The 19,165-nt window shown below is 42.4% G+C and carries 15 protein-coding genes; 4 read left to right on the top strand and 11 right to left on the bottom strand.

Annotated elements, in window-relative coordinates:
* Positions 1–8: 8 nt before the first annotated feature.
* The 7 genes from NVS78_RS01275 to rimP form a co-directional block, all read right to left on the bottom strand.
* Positions 9–431, bottom strand: coding sequence for a DUF6769 family protein (locus tag NVS78_RS01275; protein WP_286357579.1), 423 nt, complete (start codon positions 429–431; stop codon positions 9–11).
* Positions 432–518: 87 nt separating this feature from the next.
* A complete protein-coding gene (locus tag NVS78_RS01270; RefSeq protein ID WP_286357578.1) occupies positions 519–896 on the bottom strand; it encodes a methylglyoxal synthase in 378 nt (125 codons plus the stop codon).
* Positions 897–936: 40 nt separating this feature from the next.
* Positions 937–2,037, bottom strand: a complete 1,101-nt coding sequence (locus NVS78_RS01265; RefSeq protein ID WP_286357577.1) for a CapA family protein — start codon at positions 2,035–2,037, stop codon at positions 937–939.
* A gap of 35 nt (positions 2,038–2,072) precedes the next feature.
* Positions 2,073–2,531, bottom strand: coding sequence for a protein-disulfide reductase DsbD N-terminal domain-containing protein (locus NVS78_RS01260; RefSeq protein ID WP_286357576.1), 459 nt, complete (start codon positions 2,529–2,531; stop codon positions 2,073–2,075).
* Between the two features lie 73 nt (positions 2,532–2,604).
* Positions 2,605–5,382, bottom strand: a complete 2,778-nt coding sequence (infB, locus tag NVS78_RS01255; RefSeq protein ID WP_286357575.1) for a translation initiation factor IF-2 — start codon at positions 5,380–5,382, stop codon at positions 2,605–2,607.
* A gap of 41 nt (positions 5,383–5,423) precedes the next feature.
* Positions 5,424–6,662 carry a transcription termination factor NusA gene (gene nusA / locus NVS78_RS01250; RefSeq protein ID WP_041502758.1) on the bottom strand — a complete coding sequence of 413 codons (1,239 nt, stop codon included), beginning with the start codon at positions 6,660–6,662 and terminating at the stop codon, positions 5,424–5,426.
* Positions 6,663–6,675: 13 nt separating this feature from the next.
* Positions 6,676–7,140 (bottom strand): ribosome assembly cofactor RimP, encoded by a 465-nt coding sequence (gene rimP / locus NVS78_RS01245; RefSeq protein WP_286357574.1) that lies wholly within the window; start codon positions 7,138–7,140, stop codon positions 6,676–6,678.
* A gap of 325 nt (positions 7,141–7,465) precedes the next feature.
* Here rimP and lpxD point away from each other — a divergent pair, with 325 nt between their 5' ends.
* From lpxD to lpxA, 3 genes are all read left to right on the top strand, one after another.
* Positions 7,466–8,497: a UDP-3-O-(3-hydroxymyristoyl)glucosamine N-acyltransferase gene (gene lpxD / locus NVS78_RS01240; RefSeq protein ID WP_286357573.1), complete on the top strand. Its 1,032-nt coding sequence runs from the start codon at positions 7,466–7,468 to the stop codon at positions 8,495–8,497.
* A 2-nt stretch (positions 8,498–8,499) separates the two neighbouring features.
* Positions 8,500–9,900, top strand: coding sequence for a bifunctional UDP-3-O-[3-hydroxymyristoyl] N-acetylglucosamine deacetylase/3-hydroxyacyl-ACP dehydratase (locus tag NVS78_RS01235; protein ID WP_286357572.1), 1,401 nt, complete (start codon positions 8,500–8,502; stop codon positions 9,898–9,900).
* Positions 9,901–9,969: 69 nt separating this feature from the next.
* Positions 9,970–10,749: an acyl-ACP--UDP-N-acetylglucosamine O-acyltransferase gene (lpxA, locus tag NVS78_RS01230; protein ID WP_041502761.1), complete on the top strand. Its 780-nt coding sequence runs from the start codon at positions 9,970–9,972 to the stop codon at positions 10,747–10,749.
* Between the two features lie 40 nt (positions 10,750–10,789).
* On the opposite strand, the gene NVS78_RS01225 is transcribed toward lpxA, so the two are convergent.
* The 3 genes from NVS78_RS01225 to NVS78_RS01215 form a co-directional block, all read right to left on the bottom strand.
* The gene (locus NVS78_RS01225) at positions 10,790–11,233 is read right to left on the bottom strand and encodes a fibronectin type III domain-containing protein (RefSeq protein WP_286357571.1); all 444 of its coding nucleotides are present in this window, start codon (positions 11,231–11,233) and stop codon (positions 10,790–10,792) included.
* Between the two features lie 278 nt (positions 11,234–11,511).
* On the bottom strand, positions 11,512–13,119 hold the full coding sequence (gene pckA, locus NVS78_RS01220) for a phosphoenolpyruvate carboxykinase (ATP) (RefSeq protein ID WP_041502763.1): 1,608 nt from the start codon (positions 13,117–13,119) through the stop codon (positions 11,512–11,514).
* Between the two features lie 134 nt (positions 13,120–13,253).
* Positions 13,254–13,823 carry a hypothetical protein gene (locus NVS78_RS01215; protein WP_286357570.1) on the bottom strand — a complete coding sequence of 190 codons (570 nt, stop codon included), beginning with the start codon at positions 13,821–13,823 and terminating at the stop codon, positions 13,254–13,256.
* 243 nt (positions 13,824–14,066) lie between these two features.
* Between NVS78_RS01215 and NVS78_RS01210 the strand changes: the two genes are divergently transcribed.
* Positions 14,067–16,418, top strand: a complete 2,352-nt coding sequence (locus NVS78_RS01210) for a S9 family peptidase (protein WP_353620708.1) — start codon at positions 14,067–14,069, stop codon at positions 16,416–16,418.
* A gap of 22 nt (positions 16,419–16,440) precedes the next feature.
* Here the strand turns inward: NVS78_RS01210 and NVS78_RS01205 are convergent, their stop codons facing one another.
* Positions 16,441–19,059: a valine--tRNA ligase gene (locus NVS78_RS01205; protein ID WP_286358445.1), complete on the bottom strand. Its 2,619-nt coding sequence runs from the start codon at positions 19,057–19,059 to the stop codon at positions 16,441–16,443.
* Positions 19,060–19,165: the final 106 nt, after the last annotated feature.

Below are 19,165 nucleotides of genomic sequence, written 5' to 3'. Positions count from 1 at the left end.
AATTTCCGTTATACCATAACGGGAGGTGCTCGTCCGGCAAGGGTTGAATTGACGAATAGGGGATAGAGTCGTTCCTGAAATGGAATGATGTATTTTCGAGAGATGTTGTCATCATGAAAGTCATCATGCATTTCGGTTAAAAGAAACGGCGGAAGGAATAAGATATCCGGAGTAAAATGCGAACAACAATTGCAATCTGTTTGATGTTGTTTTATAATATCCAATTGAAATAATGATCGGACCTCACATTCTTTGTCGCAAGAATTCGAATTGTGAATATGTCCGCAGTTCCCGGTTTTTTCCTGTTGGGTACAATGCGTTTGGATAAAGCATATCATCTCCCCGTGATGGTGGTGGGGAATGGCCATGTAAAGTAGCATGATCATGCTCGCTACGATGAGTGGAATAAATGCTATGCGCCGTTTTTTCATGATATACGAATTCCGATGTTTGCAAATATAACGTTCTGATCTATAATTTGCAAACGATGAGAATGCTTTAGGAAAATGTTAACAATTTTATTTGTTGATCGCTTCGAATCCTTTCAGCATCAATTCGGCGGAGGCGGGATTCGTGGCGAGGGGAACATTATGGACGTCACATACCCGCATTAGCATTTGTACATCAGGTTCATGCGGGTGTTTATCCAATGGATCTCGAAAAAAGAAAACCATTTGTACGTTATGCTCTGCCACGAGGGCTGCTATTTGGGCGTCGCCGCCAAGAGGGCCGGAAAGCAATTTCTCGACATCGAGCCCGGCTTCCTGTACGTGTTTTCCCGTCGTTCCCGTGGCTACGATATGAATGTTTGCTGAATGTAAAAACTCGAGATGCCTGTTCAGGAAGGCTACCATCTCTGCTTTTTTCCCATCATGGGCAATAACGGCTAATTTCATGTTTTATCTATATAGTGTTTGACTTGTTTGTTACGGTAATTCACCTATTTTGTTCTTTTATTTTTTCGATCTGTTTCAATAATGAATCCAAGTGAAGAAAATATTTTTTGCTGGAAATGGAATAATTGCCTTTTACAATAGAGTCGGCCATAGGTTCTGGGACGATGTAATACTTTTTTGCCCCGTTTTCATGCGGACGGTACAAGTAATGCCCAAGGTATTTCATCCGGTAACTGAAAAGGCCGTCCGCTTTCCTGGTTAACGTTAATCGGACCGATATGCCTCCATCCGTATAACGGTAATGTTGATTGGATATGAGATTGCCTAATGAGTAAACGGTAATGCCTACCGTGTCTTTGCCGTTTATCGTGTATTCTACGGGTTGCACGACATGCGGGTGAGAACCGATAACGATATCGACACCTTGCCGGTGCAGCCATTCGTTCAGTTTTTTTTGAGTGGTGTTGGGAGTTGAGTGATATTCGTATCCCCAATGCATGAAAACGATGATGTTGCTGGCTGAGTCCTGTCGGGCTTTTTGAATATGTCGTTTTATGCGGCTGGTATCGATAAGCGAGACCACGCATCCTTTAGGCACGGGTAAGCCGTTTGTTCCATAGGTATAATTCAATAAGGCCATCTTAAATTTCCCTTTTTCGAGATAGAGGGGAAAACGATCCTGATAACTGGCCGTATCCGAGAATGTTCCCGTATGTTCGATGTGTAAAGAGTCTAAATAATAGATGGTCTTTTTTATGCCTTGTTCGCCTTGGTCACAGCAATGATTGTTGGCTGTCACAAAGGTAGTGATGCCGCATCTATGCATGTCCCGCGCTAATTGCCAGGGAGAGCAGAATCTTGGATAACCGCTGAAGCCTTTGTCGGAAAGAGTCGTTTCCAGATTTGCAATTGTAAAATCTGTCTGGATCCAGTAATTGGCCATGTATTTGAATGAACTCATGTAATTGTGTTCTTTCCGGACAGAATCGTATGCGCTGAGAATCTGTGGAAAGTGCTGCATGATATCCCCGCAAAAGAGTAGAGATACCTTCTCTTCTTCCGGAAAAACAAACGGTTTGACGGGAGTCGCTTCCCGGCAGGCCATCAGACCGACTAAAAATATAATAACGTATGCTTTCATGGAAAAAGGGCCGTCATTACTGGCGGCCCTGAAGATTATTTTTTCAAATCGAATTCAAACTCTTCTTCCGAGGGTGGAATACATTGTCCGTCAGAGCAAGCCATGTATTCAACGTAGCCGACTAATTTAGCTTTCTCTTTGGTCAATCTGACGCGTTGAACCATGGTGACGGAATCTTTGAAATATCCTAAATTCATATTGAAAGCGGTACTCTTTTCCACCAATGCTTTAGTTGTCGCTTTAAATTCTCCTACCAATTCGATACCGGAAGTTTCATCTCTATCTATATGGAAGGTGGTCGGTTGAGGACCTCCTTCCGGAAGTTTCGTGTCGTATAAATGCCATCCGTTTTCAATCGTGGCTTTGCAAACGATGTCGTAAATTCCTTCGCTGACCTTCTTTACGGAAATTTGCCATTTTACGGGTTTTAAAACCTGTGCACTTGCTATTACCGTCAAAGCCAAAACGACTGTAAGAATCAGTACTTTTTTCATATTTCAAATTTTTAAAGATTCAGGATTGGCAAATTACTAAAATATTAGGAAATCACAATGTTTTTCCGGAATATTATAGTGTTTTCTTTACGGCTACTTCTTCGAATCCTTCTATCATATCTCCGACTTGAATATCGTTAAAATTATTGATATTTAATCCGCATTCAAATCCTTTACTGACTTCTTTTACATCGTCTTTGAACCGTTTCAATGAACCGAGTTCTCCCGTGTTGATCACAATTCCATCCCGAATAACGCGTATTTTCGAATTACGGGATATTTTTCCGTCTCTGACGATACAACCGGCAATAGTACCCACCTTGGAAATCTTGAAAGTTTCCAATACTTCGACGGTTGCCGTGATCTCCTCTTTCATTTCAGGGGAAAGCATCCCCTCCATGGCGGCCTTAATCTCTTCGATCGCCGTATAAATGATAGAGTACAAGCGGATATCGATTTGTTCTTTTTCTGCCAGTTTACGCGCACCCAATGACGGGCGAACTTGGAATCCGACGATAATAGCATTTGAAGCGGCAGCCAACATGACATCTCCTTCCGAAATCTGTCCTACAGCTTTGTGGATCACGTTTACCTGAATCTCTTGAGTCGATAATTTTATTAACGAATCAGAAAGGGCTTCAATAGAACCGTCAACATCTCCTTTTACGATGATATTCAATTCCTGGAAGTTTCCGATAGCGATTCGTCTTCCGATTTCATCCAACGTAATGTGTTTTTGCGTTCTCAGACCTTGTTCGCGTTGTAATTGTTCCCGTTTGTTTGCCAATAGGCGAGCCTCTTTCTCATTCCCCATCACGTTAAATTTATCCCCCGCTTGCGGAGCTCCGTTCAGACCAAGTATCAATGCCGGGGTTGAAGGACCTGCTTCTTCCATTTTTTGTCCCCGTTCGTTGAACATCGCTTTCACGTGCCCGAAATATTGTCCGGCCAATACAACATCTCCCACGCGTAGAGTTCCCGATTGAACCAATACCGTAGCCACGTACCCCCGGCCCTTGTCTAATGAAGACTCTATAATGGATCCGGTCGCTTTTTTATACGGGTTGGCTTTTAGTTCCAGAATTTCCGCTTCTAACAATACTTTTTCCAATAACTCTTCAATATGAAGTCCCTGTTTGGCTGAAATCTCCTGGCATTGGTATTTACCTCCCCACTCCTCAACCAAATAGTTCATATTAGCTAACTCTTCCCGTATTTTATCTGGATGCGCACCTGGTTTGTCGATCTTGTTGATAGCGAATACGATCGGTACACCAGCTGCACTGGCGTGGTTGATTGCCTCGATGGTTTGGGGCATGACATTGTCGTCGGCAGCTACGATGATAATAGCGATATCCGTTACCTGTGCTCCTCTGGCACGCATGGCTGTAAATGCCTCGTGTCCGGGCGTATCCAAAAACGTTACTGTTCTTCCGTCCTGTAATTTCACGCTATAGGCTCCGATGTGCTGGGTAATACCTCCTGCCTCTCCCGCGATGACGTTAGCTTTACGAATATAGTCCAATAAGGAGGTTTTACCGTGGTCGACGTGTCCCATTACCGTTACGATCGGGGGACGAGCCTCTAAATGTTCCGGTAGATCCTCCTCCTCTTCCTCGATGGCTTCTTGTATATCGATGCTGACGAATTCGACGGCAAATCCAAACTCTTCCGCCACAACGTTGATCGTTTCCGCGTCCAAGCGTTGGTTGATAGAGACGAATAAACCGAGGGACATACAGGCGGATATAATTTCAGTCGCGGAGATATCCATCATGTTGGCCAATTCGCTTACTGTAACGAATTCCGTCAATTTCAGGATGTTCTTCTCGATCTCAGCCTGTTCCATTTCAGCCTGCATTTTTTGATGTACAGCCTCTCTCTTGTCTTTCCGGTGTTTGGCCGCTTTCGTTTTACCTTTGTTACCTAAGCGGGCAAAAGTATCCTTAATCTGTTTTTGAACGTCTTCTTCCGTAATTTCGGCTTTTGTCGCTTTTTTCTTTTTGAGCTTTTTGAGTTTCTTTTTATTCTCCTCTATTTTTAATGATTTTGGAGAATCGACAGCTATCTTCTCGTCTTTCTTTAATATTCTTTTCCTTTTTTTTCGAATCTCCAGCTCGTCTCCCGATTCCAAGGAATCATCCTCCGGAGTATCAACTTTAGCCGGAATGATTATCTTATTACGTTTGAGCTCTTTTTTGTCACGTTCTCTCTCCTGTTTGCTTTTCTTCGGAGGACGAGTTCGTTGGTTAATAGAGTCCAGATCAATAGAACCGACAACCTTCACCTCTTTCAGCGTGGGAGTCGGGGATTTGAAATTTATTTCCGTGTTTGTCTCTTTTTCTACAGGCTTTTCCGGTTCTTGTTTTCTTGCCGGAGGTACTACTGTTGCCGGACGATTCTCAACTTTGGGCGTTTGACGAATAACTTCCTTTACCCGGGGCTGTTCCACCGTCTTATTCTCTTTTTTCTCTTCGGCTTTCTCTTCCTGGCGAGGTTTGTTTATGCGGTTTAAATCGATACGATCGATAACTTTGATTTTATTCTCGATCTTAACCTCGTCCTTTATTGATATGAATTTATTCTCTTCTTCCTCTTCCTGACTATTGGTTAAGGTATCTATAGTCACAGCCTCTTTTTTTTGTCGGCTCGTTTTTAAATCAACTTTAATAGATTCTTTTTTGGCCTCGCTATCCGTTGAAAATTCTTTTGCAACCAAAGCGTATTGCTCTTCGGTCAATTTTGCGTTTGGATCAGATGAAATCTTAATCCCCTTATCTTGTAGGAAATCTACGATGGTAGACAGGCCTACATTAAATTCTCTAGCAACTTTACTTAATCTTACTGCCATATTAAGATTTTAATTTTACAAGCATTATACTTCAGGTCTTATTATTCAAATTCAGCTCTTAAGATTTTAAGAACTTCTCTGATTGTTTCGACCTCAAGATCGGTTCTGCTCTCTAATTCTGATTCGCTTAATTCTAATACACTTTTAGCCGTGTCACAGCCTACTCGCTTCAATTCGTCGATTACCCACGGTTCAATCTCATCTGAGAACTCGTCTAAGTTGACATCTTCTTCCTCGGCTTGATCCAATTCGCGATACACATCTATTTCGTACCCGGTAAGTTGGCTCGCCAGTTTAATGTTCAATCCTCCTTTACCGATGGCCAAGGAAACCTCTTCGGGATTCAGGTAAACATTAGCTCTTTTACTCTTCTCGTCAATCTCTATTTTATTGATCTTCGCTGGATTAAGAGCTCTTGTGATGTATAGTTGAACGTTGTTCGTGTAATTGATAACATCAATGTTTTCGTTTTTTAATTCCCGGACGATACCGTGGATTCTGGATCCTTTCATTCCGACACAGGCTCCTACCGGGTCGATACGGTCATCATAAGATTCGACAGCCACTTTGGCTCGTTCTCCCGGAACGCGAACTACATTTTTGATGGTAATCAAACCATCGAAAATTTCAGGAACTTCGTTTTCAAACAAGCGCTCCAGAAATACGGGAGAAGTTCTCGAAAGTACAATGTAGGGAGATGCATTTCTCATTTCCACGCGAATGACAACAGCCCGAATCGTATCTCCTTTTTTGAAGAAATCACTTGGGATCTGTTCTTGTTTCGGCAAGATAAGTTCGTTCCCCTCATCGTCCAACACCAGAATCTCTTTTTTCCATACTTGATAAACCTCACCGGTGACGATTTGTCCCACCCTTTCCTTGTATTTCGTGAAAACATGATCTTTCTCCAACTCCAATATGCGGGCAGAAAGATTTTGTCTTAATGCCAGAACGGAACGACGTCCGAAATCCTTGAATTTGACCTCGTCGGTCACCTCTTCGCCTACTTCATAATCGTTATCGATTTTTTTGGCTTCAGTAAGTGAAATTTGTGTATTGGGATTTTCAAATTCCTCGTCTTTCACAACGATACGATTTCTCCAGATTTCCAAATCTCCTTTATCGATATTGATAATGATATCAAAATTTTCGTCTGTTTCGTAACGTTTTATAAGCATACTTCTGAAAATATCTTCCAATACTCTCATTAAAGTCGCTCTGTCAATATTTTTTAGTTCTTTGAATTCCGCAAATGAATCTATTAAATTAATATTTTCCATCTTTCTCTTCTTATTAGAAAATAACAATATCTTTAACCTCCTTTATCTCTATGAAATCTATGTTTTTTTCAACCAGAACGGTCTCTTTCTTTTTTTTCCCTTCGACACGCAGCTTCTCCTCGTATTCCAGAACAATGCCTTTTTCGGAATAGGCTTTTAATTTTCCCTGCAATTTATTACCGTTTTGTAAACGTACTTCTACCTGATTGTTCAGATTCTTTTCATATTGCTGGGGAACTTTAAACGGGTAACCGATACCGGCACTTGAAACTGTTAACTCGAAATCTTCACTTTCTCTATCGAGAAGGGCTTCCAGCTCTTTGCATACCGTACGGCAAGTGCCCACATTTACTCCTTTCAGCGAATCGATAAAAACTTCAATCTTATTCTCCGGAGAAACTGTCAGATCGACTAAAAATAAATTTTGCTCTTGAGCGATACGCTCAATCATGCTCTTAATTTCCTCCTTGCTTTTCATTCCTCTTCTTTTCTTTTTAAATAACACAAGAGGGGACATATCGCCCCCTCAGTGTTTAACCGTGGCAAAGATAGTATTAATTATTTTAAAAACAAAGAGTTCTCTTCCAATTTTCTATATGACTCGTTTTTAACGTGCATTTTATCTAAATCCCTAAGGGCAAGATTTGGATCGCGTGACGGGATGAATCTTTAGTGTTTATGTCGGTTTTTCAGGTAAAGGGCAGTAGGAGAAAGATCAAGTACCGGGGAAATTATGAAACATATTCGTAATAAATTTACATAGTTCGAAATAAAATTTGTAAGTTTGCCGAAATTTTTGAGTTATGGAGTTTAAAGCAAAAGATATTGCAGCTCTGCTAAATGGGGTTGTAGAAGGGGATCCTGAGATTTCTGTGAATAATGTGTCAAAAATTGAGGAAGGCCGGCCGGGTACTTTGGCCTTTTTAGCTAATCCGAAGTACGAGCATTACATTTATACGACAGAGGCATCGATTGTTTTGGTGAATAAAACATTTGAACCTGCTCAAGAACTTTCTTGTACGATTATCCGGGTGGAATCTGCTTATGATGCGATAGCTACTTTATTGCAAATGTATGAGAGCATGCGTCCGAAACCGGTAGGGATAGAGCAACCTTCTTTTGTTAGCGATTCTGCTGTTGTGGGGGAAAATCCCTATATCGGGGCCTTTGCTTATATCGGGAAAGGCGCAAAAATTGGAAATAACGTAAAAATATATCCTCAGGCTTATATCGGCGATGGCGTTTCGATCGGGGACAATACGATTATCTATTCCGGTGTAAAGATTTACCAGGGTTGTGTCGTCGGGGCTTCTTGCATTCTTCATTCTGGGGCCGTAATCGGAGCCGATGGATTCGGTTTCGCTCCCGAGGGCGACCACTATAAAAAGATTCCGCAGATCGGCAATGTTGTGATTGAAAATGATGTCGAAATAGGGGCGAATACTTGTATTGACCGGGCTACCATGGGGTCGACTTTTATCCGTAAAGGAGTTAAATTGGATAATTTAATCCAGATCGCCCATAATGTGGTCGTTGGTGCCAATACGGTTATTGCAGCCCAATCGGGTGTGGCCGGAACAACTAAAATCGGGGAAAATTGTGTTTTTGGAGGTCAGGTAGGCCTTATCGGTCATTTGACTATAGGTGCCGGAACTCAGATAGCGGCTCAAAGCGGTATCACGGCAAATATACCGGAAAAATCCGTGCTTCGCGGATCCCCCGCTTTTGATCTTCCTAAGTATCAGAAATGTTATGTCGTTTTCCGTAAATTGCCAGAACTTTACGGGCAGATAAAAGATTTGGAGAAAGAGATAAAAACCTTAAAGTCGAAATAGAGATGACAGTAAAGCAAAAAACTTTGAAAGGAGAGTTTTCTCTGAGTGGTAAAGGGTTACATACCGGAAAGCACGTTACGGTTACCTTTAAACCCGCTAAAGAGAATTTCGGTTATAAGATACATCGGATAGATTTAGACGGAACTCCTGAAATTCCAGCTTTAGCTGAATACGTGAAATTTGTGGATCGGGCGAGTTGCCTTGAAAAAGATGGAGTGCATATATATACGATGGAGCATGCAATGGCTGCTTTGTATGGTAGTGGAATAGACAACTGTTTGATTGAGCTGGATGGAGAGGAATTTCCGATTTTAGACGGAAGCTCTAAAATGTATACGGATGAAATCGCCAAGATAGGTTTGGAAGAGCAGGCTGCGGAACGGAAATATTTTGTCGTGAAAGAGCAGATGGAGTATGTGAGTGAAGACGGTTTGACCAAATTGACCCTGTTGCCCGATAAGGATTATAACGTGAATCTGGTAGTGGCCTATGATTCTCCCTATTTAAAAATGCAATATGCAACTTATTCGGAAAATAACGTTGATTTTGCCAAGGATTTTGCTCCTTGCCGTACTTTTGTTTTCTTGCGGGAAATTGAAATGTTATTGCAACATAACCTGATCAAGGGAGGAGATTTGGATAATGCTATTGTTATCGTGGATCGCAAGATATCTCAGGAAGAGGTCGATCGATTGGCAAAGCTATTCAATTACGATTCGATAGAGGTAAAAGAGGGTATATTGAATAACTTGACCTTGTATTTTGATAATGAGCCGGCTCGTCATAAATTGTTGGATGTTATTGGTGATTTGGCTTTGTGCGGACGTTTTATCAAAGGACGGGTAATTGCAGAAAGACCGGGACATAAAGCAAATGCCGCTATGGCCCAAAAAATATACAAAGCTATTCTTCATGCGGAACGTGGGGATGTTTGCCCCGATGTGGATGTTACATCGGAACCGTTGATGGATATCAATAAGGTAAAATCCTTATTGCCTCATCGTCCTCCTTTTTTGTTAGTGGATAAAATATACGAGGTGACCGACGATATTGTGATCGGGTGTAAGAATGTGACCATGAACGAGCCCTTCTTCGTGGGACATTTCCCGGAGGAGCCGGTGATGCCCGGTGTGCTGATCGTGGAGGCAATGGCTCAATGCGGGGGGATTTTGGTGCTTAATCAAGTGGAAGACCCGGAAAACTATTCTACTTATTTTGTGAAAATTGATGGAATAAAATTCCGTCGGAAAGTGGTTCCGGGAGATACCTTGATATTTAAATTAATAAAAACCGCCCCGATTCGGCGCGGGATTGTAACCATGAAAGCTTATGCTTTTGTTGGGAAAAATTTGGTGTGTGAAGTCGCAGAGTTCATGGCGCAAGTTGCAAAAACCAAGAAGTAATTGTATACTTGCATCCTGAATTTTAATGATAGTGTGTAAAAAATAGATTTTAAATCAAATAAAAAACGAATGAAACAACCGTTAGCATACGTTCATCCGGAAGCGCAGATCGCCGATAATGTGGTGATTGAGCCTTTTGTGACGATAGATAAGAACGTGGTGATAGAAGAAGGAACGCGTATCGGGTCGAATGTAACCATATTGGAAGGTGCGCACATTGGAAAAAATTGTAAAATATTTCCAGGAGCCGTTATTTCGGCGGTCCCGCAAGATTTGAAATTTAAAGGAGAGAAATCGATCGTAATGATTGGTGATAATACCACGATTCGGGAGTGTGTGACCGTGAATCGCGGAACGGCGGCCAAGGGCATCACTAAAATCGGTAATAATTGTTTGATTATGGCGTATGCCCATATTGCTCACGATTGTGAAATCGGCAATAATTGCATCATAACGAATGCTTGTCAGTTGGCAGGAGAGGTTGTGGTGGACGATTTTGCTATTTTGGGAGGTATGACTGCCGTACATCAGTTTGTGCATATCGGGCGTCACGTGATGATTCAAGGTGGTTCCTTGATCGGTAAGGATGTTCCTCCTTTCGTGAAGGCCGGTAGGTTGCCGCTTTCCTATGCCGGGGTAAACTCTATCGGGTTGCGCCGCAGGGAATTTACTAACGAAAAAATTAACGAGATACAAGATATCTACCGGATTCTGTATCAATCCGGTTTGAATAATTCCGATGCGATAGAGCGGATTGAAGCGGAAATGCCTGCTTCTAAGGAAAGAGATGAAATCATCCTTTTCGTTCGTAATAGCAAACGAGGAATTATGAAGGGATATTTAGGTTAAAAAAAAGCGCCGATCGGCGCTTTTTTATTGGTACAAATTTTTATTCCTCTTGTCTGTACGGGATTTTAGTTCCCTCTTTTATTGTACCGATAGTGTATATCTTATCGAGAAAGGAGGGAGCGTATGATTTTGCAGGTCCCGGAGGGGGAGGACAGTCTAATCTGTACGAAATGTCATAATCATCATCCCGAATCTCGACGATAACAGATTTAGAAGGCTCTCCTAAACCGTATCTTGTTTCTACGCGGGCTCTGAATGCATATTCGTAACCAGGAATTAGATCCTTAATTTTAATGGTTGAAATAAAGGATTTGACGGGGATCCATTCCGTTTTATCAAGTCTACGGTATTCGACAATGTATCTTTCTACGGGAGCCGGATAGTATCGAACTTCGGCTGTTATGGTTACCGAAGTTACAGCAAATAGTGATACGTTAATGCATAACAATGCGCATAGCATTGCCCATTTTTTAATTGATCTCATAATAATTAGTTTAATTAATAAAAATAATATATCAAATATAGGGTATTGTGTTTAGATATCAAAAATAAATTAGTATTATTTTGATAAAAAATAAAATAGTTATATAAATTATATATATGCAGGTGCTCGTGCCAAATGGTTGCTTTGATATGAATATCACGGATAATGACTTAAGTTTTGTATCGGGTTTTAATCGTTTTTTTAATCACGGTCGTATGGATAAAAAAGACCTTGTCGCTTAGCGGCAAGGTCTTTTAAGTATATGGCGTAATATCGAATTACAATTTCGGTCCGGCAGTGACTAAGGATTTTCCATGAGGATTTCCGGTGAATTTTTCGAAATTCTTGACGAAACGTCCGGCGAGGTCTTTGGCTTTTGTATCCCAATCGGCAACGTTGGCATAGGTGTTGCGCGGATCCAGAATCTGAGTGTCAACACCCGGAAGAGCCGTCGGAACAGCCAAGTTAAAATAGGGAATCTCCTTCATTTCGGCCTTATCGATAGAGCCGTCTAAGATTGCGTCGATAATACCGCGTGTATCTTTAATGGAGATACGTTTTCCTGTTCCGTTCCATCCGGTATTCACTAAATAAGCGGTAGCTCCGACTGCTTCCATTCTCTTCACCAGTTCCTGGCCGTATTTGGTCGGGTGTAAAGAAAGGAATGCAGCTCCGAAACAGGCGGAGAAAGTCGGTGTCGGTTCGGTGATTCCTCTTTCTGTCCCGGCTAACTTGGCGGTGAAACCACTTAAGAAGTAGTATTGAGTTTGTTCCGGGGTTAATTTGGAAACGGGGGGTAGTACTCCGAAAGCATCGGCTGTCAGGAAGATTACTTTTTTAGCATGTCCCCCTTTGGAGATCGGTTTTACGATATTCTTAATATGATAAATAGGATAAGAAACACGGGTGTTTTCGGTAACCGACTTGTCTGCAAAATCGATCTTGCCGTTAGCATCTACCGTAACGTTTTCGAGCAAAGCGTCGCGGGTAATGGCATTGTAAATATCTGGTTCGGCTTCCTTGGATAGGTTGATGACTTTGGCATAGCAACCGCCTTCATAGTTGAATACTCCCTCATCGTCCCAACCGTGTTCATCGTCCCCGATCAACAGACGTTTCGGATCGGTAGACAGGGTCGTTTTACCCGTTCCCGATAAACCGAAAAAGATGGCTGTGTTCTCTCCGTTCAAATCCGTGTTGGCGGAACAGTGCATGGAAGCAATACCTCTTAACGGATTCAGATAGTTCATGATGGAGAACAATCCCTTTTTCATCTCTCCGCCATACCAAGTGTTCAGGATAACTTGTTCCTTCGTGGCCAAATTGAATACGGTCGCTGTTTCGGAGTTTAAACCTAACTCTTTGTAGTTTTCGACTTTTGCTTTGGAAGCGTTGAAACAAACGAAATCGGGTTCTCCGTAGTTAGCTAACTCTTCTTCCGTGGGACGGATGAACATATTTTTAACGAAGTGTGCCTGCCAGGCTACTTCCATGATAAAACGAACCTTCAAACGGGTACTGGGATTTGCACCGCAGAATGTATCTACTACAAACAATCTTTTTCCGGACAGCTCTTTGACAGCTAATTCTTTCAATGCTTTCCAGGTAGCTTCGGATGTCGGTTTGTTATCGTTTTTATATTCATCGGAGGTCCACCATACAGAATCTTCACTTGCTGCATTTTTTACAAAGAATTTATCTTTGGGAGAACGGCCCGTGTAGATACCGGTCATTACGTTTACAGCCCCTAATTCGGTTACGACACCCTTATCGTAGCCGGTTAAACCCGGTTTCGTCTCTTCCTCGAAAAGAGTTTCGTAGGAAGGATTGTGTAAGATCTCTGTTACACCGGTAATTCCGTACTTGCTTAAATCTAATTTTGACATAATAGTAAATTTATATAAACCATTTATTAATACTTTTTTTCTGTAATTACTTTGCAAATGTAGGAAACATTTCGTTATAAATTTGTCTTCTTCCTTTTTCCTCTTCTCCTTTATGCTTTATTAACATTCAATTTTCATTCTATATTTACACCGCTTCTCAAGCGTTCGAAAATCAGTCGAATGTATTTATCCGTCCCGATTTTAGAAGCGATGTTTTGGATATAATTAGCCGAAAACGGGGTATTTAGCTTTTTGTCGATCCGATTTCTTGCGATAGCGGTTAAGGCGGCTACTTGAAGGTAGGGGGCGCCTGATTCCAAAAATTCATCTACTATTTCTTCTAAATCTTCTCGTTTGGATAACACGAGGGTTCCAAAATATTCGGCGATTTCGAAATTGAAACACAAAGATAATAATTGTGTAATTTTTTCTTTAATTGCCAAAGAAGGAGGTAACAAGAAACATGCCAAGATTTGTTCTTCGCGTCTTTGGGTACCCCATAACAGGAGAGCGAGTTCCAGATTTCGGGGATAGTTCCGGGATAGCGTTTTCAGGGATATATAGCTGGCTCCGACTTGTCCTTGGGTTTCCGCCCCGATTCTTTCCAAGCTGTCTAATCCTTTTCCGTTCTGTAACCGGCGTATCCGGTGACGAATCTGGTGAAACAATTGTTCCAGCTCTTTATTGATCGGGCGTATTTCCATAATCCGGTAAATATGAAGTCTGCATGTTATTTTTATACTTCACAAAGTTAGCGATAAGAATTTAGATTTTTTTATTTGCAAATATGTTTTGTAGCATATGCAAACGTTTGAGTAGATGAGTTTTATCACTCAACTTTGTTTGTTAAAAAATTATTAAGTCTTTATAAAAAATAAATTATTCCAATAGATGTTTCTATCTTCGTTCCCATTTCGAGAAAAAAGGTTTATTAAAAAAATAGTATAATGATGATGAGATGTTTTCTATGGTTATTTCCTTGTTTCTTTGTTTTAATTTGTACCGGTCAACAAGCCAACTATAAACGTGCCGAGCAATTTATGCGGGGAAGGGGAAATGATTTGATCGGCTCAACGAAAGTCGAACCCCGATTTCTTAAAGAGAGTGATAAATTTTGGTTTACGTACAAAACGGGAGACGGCTTGCGCTACTATTTCGTCGATCCGAAGGCCCGGAAAAAGCAAGAACTTTTCGATCGTGATTTTATGTCGAGGGAGTTAAGCAAGATCACTCACAAACCGATAAATAGTAAAAATTTAACTTTGCAGAATATCCGATTCAAGGAAGATGAAAAAACAATGACTTTTCAGGTGGATACTTTTGTATTTGCTTATGACATATTTGCCCGGCGATTGGTTAAATTGGATTCTTTAGAGAAAGAAGAAAAGTCGAAATCCCGTGCTCCGGGGCTTGTCGGTAGCTATTCTCCTGACAGTACTTACGTGGTGTATGCTAAAAAACATAACCTGTACGCGATGCGGGTAAAGGATTCCGTTGAAACCCAGTTGACTGCCGACGGGGAAATTTACCATTCCTATGCTTACGCGGAAGAGGATACTTCCGCTCAGAAGGTGGCTGCCAAAATCGTGTGGTTTAAAAATTCCAATCGGTTTTACGTGAGACGGTCGGATGACAGGAAAGTAAATTCTTTATTTGTTGTTAATGTCCTGGGAGAACGTCCTCGTTTGCAAAAATATAAATATGTTTTTGCCGGAGACGAGCACGTGACGCAGTACGATCTCTCTGTTTTCGATGTGGATGCCAAAAAACAGATTCGGGTTCCGATTGAAAAGTGGAAGGATCAGAAACTGAGTGTTTTATATGTGTCGAAGAAAACGGATAAATTTTATGTACAACGTAAAAAGCGGACATGTGACGAATTGGATATTTGTGAGGTCGATGCGATTACCGGTGAGGTTAAGGTTTTGATAAATGAGACGGATAAGCCTTATTTTAACGACGATTTTTATCATATCTCTTTTCTGAATGACGGGGAGGATATCATATGGTGGTCCGAGCGTACGGGACACGGACACTTCTATCATTATGACGGGGAGGGAAATTTAAAAAACGAAATTACCTCGGGGGAATGGACAGCCGGGAAAATGATAAAAATCGATACGGTCCGTCGAACGATGTATTTTGCAGCCTATGGGCAAGTAAAGGGAGAGCCTCCCTATTATGCACGGATTAACAAGGCCGATATAGACGGGAAAAAAGGTGTTGAGATCTTGACACCGGAGATGGCAACCCATGCCGCCGATTTTTCTCCCTCCGGACGCTATTTTGTGGACAATTATTCCCGGGCGGATTTGGAACCGAGGAGTGTGTTGAGAGACAACAAAGGTAAGGTCGTGTTCGAATTACCGAAACCTGATCTTTCCCGTTTGTATGAAACGGGTTGGAAACTGCCGGAACCTTTTACCGTGAAGGCGGCCGATGGGGTGACCGATCTGTACGGTTTCATGTGGAAACCTTTTGATTTTGATTCGACCAAGACTTATCCGGTTATCTCCTATGTCTATCCGGGACCACAGACAGAACCTTTCCCGTTGGTCTTTAGCGTTACTTCCGTTTACAACGCGGGGTTGGCTCAGGTCGGTTTTGTCGTAGTTTCGTTCGGGCACCGCGGGGGAACTCCCTTGCGGGATAAATGGTATCATACTTATGGTTACGGAAACTTGAGGGATTATCCTTTGGCGGATGATAAGTACGGTATAGAACAGTTGGCATCCCGTCATCCTTTTATCGATATTTCGCGGGTGGGTATTTTCGGGCATTCCGGAGGTGGTTTTATGTCTACGGCCGCCTTGTGTACGTATCCTGATTTTTATACGGCAGCGGTATCTTCTGCCGGTAATCACGATAATAATATCTATAACCAATGGTGGGGAGAGACCCACCATGGAATAAAAGAAGAAGTTCGTGAAATCCGGGAAACGGTAAAGGATTCTCTTACCGGGAAGGACACGACGATCGTTCGTCGGGAGACTTATTTTAAAACCCGCGTTCCGACTAATATAGAGTTAGCGAAACAGCTGAGAGGGTATTTATTGTTGGTGACGGGAGATGTGGATAATAACGTGCATCCGGGAAATACCCTTCGGATGGCAGATGCATTGCTGAAGGCCGGGAAGAATTTCGATTTGGTGGTGCTCCCGGGTATTCGTCACGGATTTTCCGGGATTCAGGATGATTTCTTCCAGCGGAAGATGTGGTTTCATTTTGCCAAGCATCTTTTAGGAGATTACACGTCGGAAACTTATCGGGAAATTGATGAGTATAACAGGAAAAAATAAAGGTCGCTCAGCGACCTTTATTTTATAATTCGGCTAACTGTTGCTCGATGGCTTTAATTTTGGCTTCGGCATCCGCCTGCTTCTTTCTTTCGTTTTCGATTACTTGTGCCGGGGCTCCGTTTACGAATTTCTCGTTGCCGAGTTTTTTCATAACGGAAGCCAGAAAACCTTTGGCGTAAGCCAGGTCCGCTTCTAATTTTGTTTTTATCTCTTCCGTGTTTAGTTGTCCGACGGCGGGAATAAAATATTCCACGGTATCGGCAATGAAACTCCATGCTCCTTTAACGCTGTCGCTAACCTCCTCAACCCGTTCTATATTTCCCATTTTTCGGATAATGGATTCGAATCTTTTCGGATAGCGTTCATTACTTTTTATCTTTAGAACGATAGCCTCTTTAAAAGCGACGTTATTTTGTTTACGTATGTTGCGGATGCCGGCAATTACTTCTTTGGCGTGTTCGAATTCGGTTAGAAAACGATTATCGTATTCTTCCATCGTCGGCAATACGGAAACCATAATGCTTTCTCCGCTTTTTCTTTCCCGTAAATTTTGCCAGATCTCTTCGGTGATAAACGGCATGAAAGGGTGGAGGAGCTGTAACATCTCTTCAAATAGGCGCAATGTTTTCTCGTAAGTCATCCGGTCTATCGGTTGCTCGTAAGCAGGTTTGATAATCTCGAGTAACCAGGAAGAGAATTCGTCGCGGAAACCGGTATAAACAGTCATTAAGGCTTCGGATATCCGATACTGGTCGAATTGGGCGTTCAGGGTCTCTACGCTTTTTCGTAAGTATTGTTCGAACCATTCGATCGCTAATTTCGAGTGAAGAGGTTGTTCTATGTCGGCGACCTTCCAGTTGTCAACGAGACGGAAAGCATTCCACATTTTTGTTGCAAAGTTTCGTCCTTGTTCCGGTAGGCTTTCGTCGAATAACAAATCTCCTCCTGCCGGAGAGCATAACAACATGCCTACGCGGACGCCATCGGCTCCGTATTGTTCAATCAGGTCTAAAGGATCGGGAGAGTTCCCTAAAGATTTGGACATTTTTCTTCCGATCTTATCGCGGACGATTCCCGTGAAATAGACATTTCGGAAGGGCATGGCCTTTCGGTATTCGTATCCGGCCATAATCATGCGGGCAACCCAAAAGAAAATAATATCCGGAGCCGTGACGAGGTCACTCGTCGGATAATAGTAGTTGATTTCATCGTTGTCCGGGTGATTGATTCCATCGAATAGGGAGATAGGCCATAACCAGGAAGAGAACCAGGTATCGAGGCAGTCCTCGTCTTCCCGGAGATCGGTAAGCGCGAGGCTTTTGTTGTTGCTTTTTACCTTCGCTAATTCTAACGCTTTTTCAGCTGTTTCCGCCACCACGAATCCTCCTTCCGGGAGAAACCAAGCCGGGATCCGATGTCCCCACCATAACTGTCGGCTGATACACCAGTCTTTGACATTTTCCATCCAATGACGGTATGTGTTTTTGAATTTGGCAGGATGGAATTTGATATCGTCCTTCATAACGGCATCTAATGCCGGTTTGGCTAAATCGGCCATTTTCAGGAACCACTGCATGGAGAGTTTGGGCTCTATCGGTACATTCGTGCGCTCGGAATAACCTACTTTGTTTTCGTAGGATTCAACTTTCTCCAGCAGTCCCGCGGCTTTCAGATCTTGTTCGATCCGGGTACGGACCTCGAAGCGATCCATGCCGATATACAGTCCCGCAGCTTCGCTAAGAGTTCCGTTGTCGTTGAAAATATCGATGGAAGGCAGGTTGTATTTTTCGCCTAACCTATAATCGTTCACGTCATGGGCGGGAGTCACTTTCAAACAACCGGTTCCGAATTCCGTATCCACGTACTCATCCTCGATAACTGGAATGACGCGGTTTACTAAAGGCACGATCACTTTTTTACCTTTTAAATGTTGATTTTTCGGATCGTTGGGGTTGATGCACATGGCCGTGTCTCCCATGATGGTTTCCGGACGGGTGGTCGCCACGATGGCATACCCCTCTTCTCCTTCGATTTTGTAACGAAGATAGTATAGTTTGCTATGCTCCTCTTTGTAGATGACCTCTTCGTCGGAGAGGGCGGTCAAGGCTTTGGGATCCCAGTTTACCATTCTCACTCCGCGATATATCAATCCTTTGTTATACAGGTCGACGAAAACCTTGATAACGCTTTCCGAACGTTTGTCGTCCATGGTAAAGGCTGTCCTTTCCCAATCGCAGGAAGCCCCTAATTTGCGAAGTTGTTTTAAAATAATACCCCCGTGCTCTTCCGTCCAATCCCAGGCGTGTTTCAGAAATTCGTCTCGCGTTAAATCTGTTTTTTTGATCCCTTTCTGGGCTAATCTGTTTACTACTTTAGCTTCCGTGGCGATGGAGGCGTGATCGGTTCCCGGCACCCAACAGGCATTTTTACCGGATAAACGGGCCCTTCTGACGAGAACATCCTGAATAGTATTGTTCAACATATGTCCCATGTGCAACACTCCGGTCACGTTGGGAGGAGGGATTACTATGCAGTAAGGAGTTCTTGTTTTGTCGACCGAAGAATGAAAGAGCTTGTGTTCCATCCAGTATCGATACCATTTCTCTTCGCTCGTTTTCGGGTCATAGTTTGTGGGAACCATTTTCATTTACAGTTTTAAATTTACGATTTCTAATTTTTAATTGAAAAAAGAGGTTGTCCGAATGTCTTGCCGGCAACCTCTTTATTTTATTTACATATTCAGCTTC

The organism is Gabonibacter chumensis, from assembly GCF_024741215.1.
In the GTDB taxonomy this organism is placed as follows: domain Bacteria; phylum Bacteroidota; class Bacteroidia; order Bacteroidales; family Marinifilaceae; genus Gabonibacter; species Gabonibacter massiliensis.
This window is presented reverse-complemented; position numbering and strand designations above follow the sequence as displayed.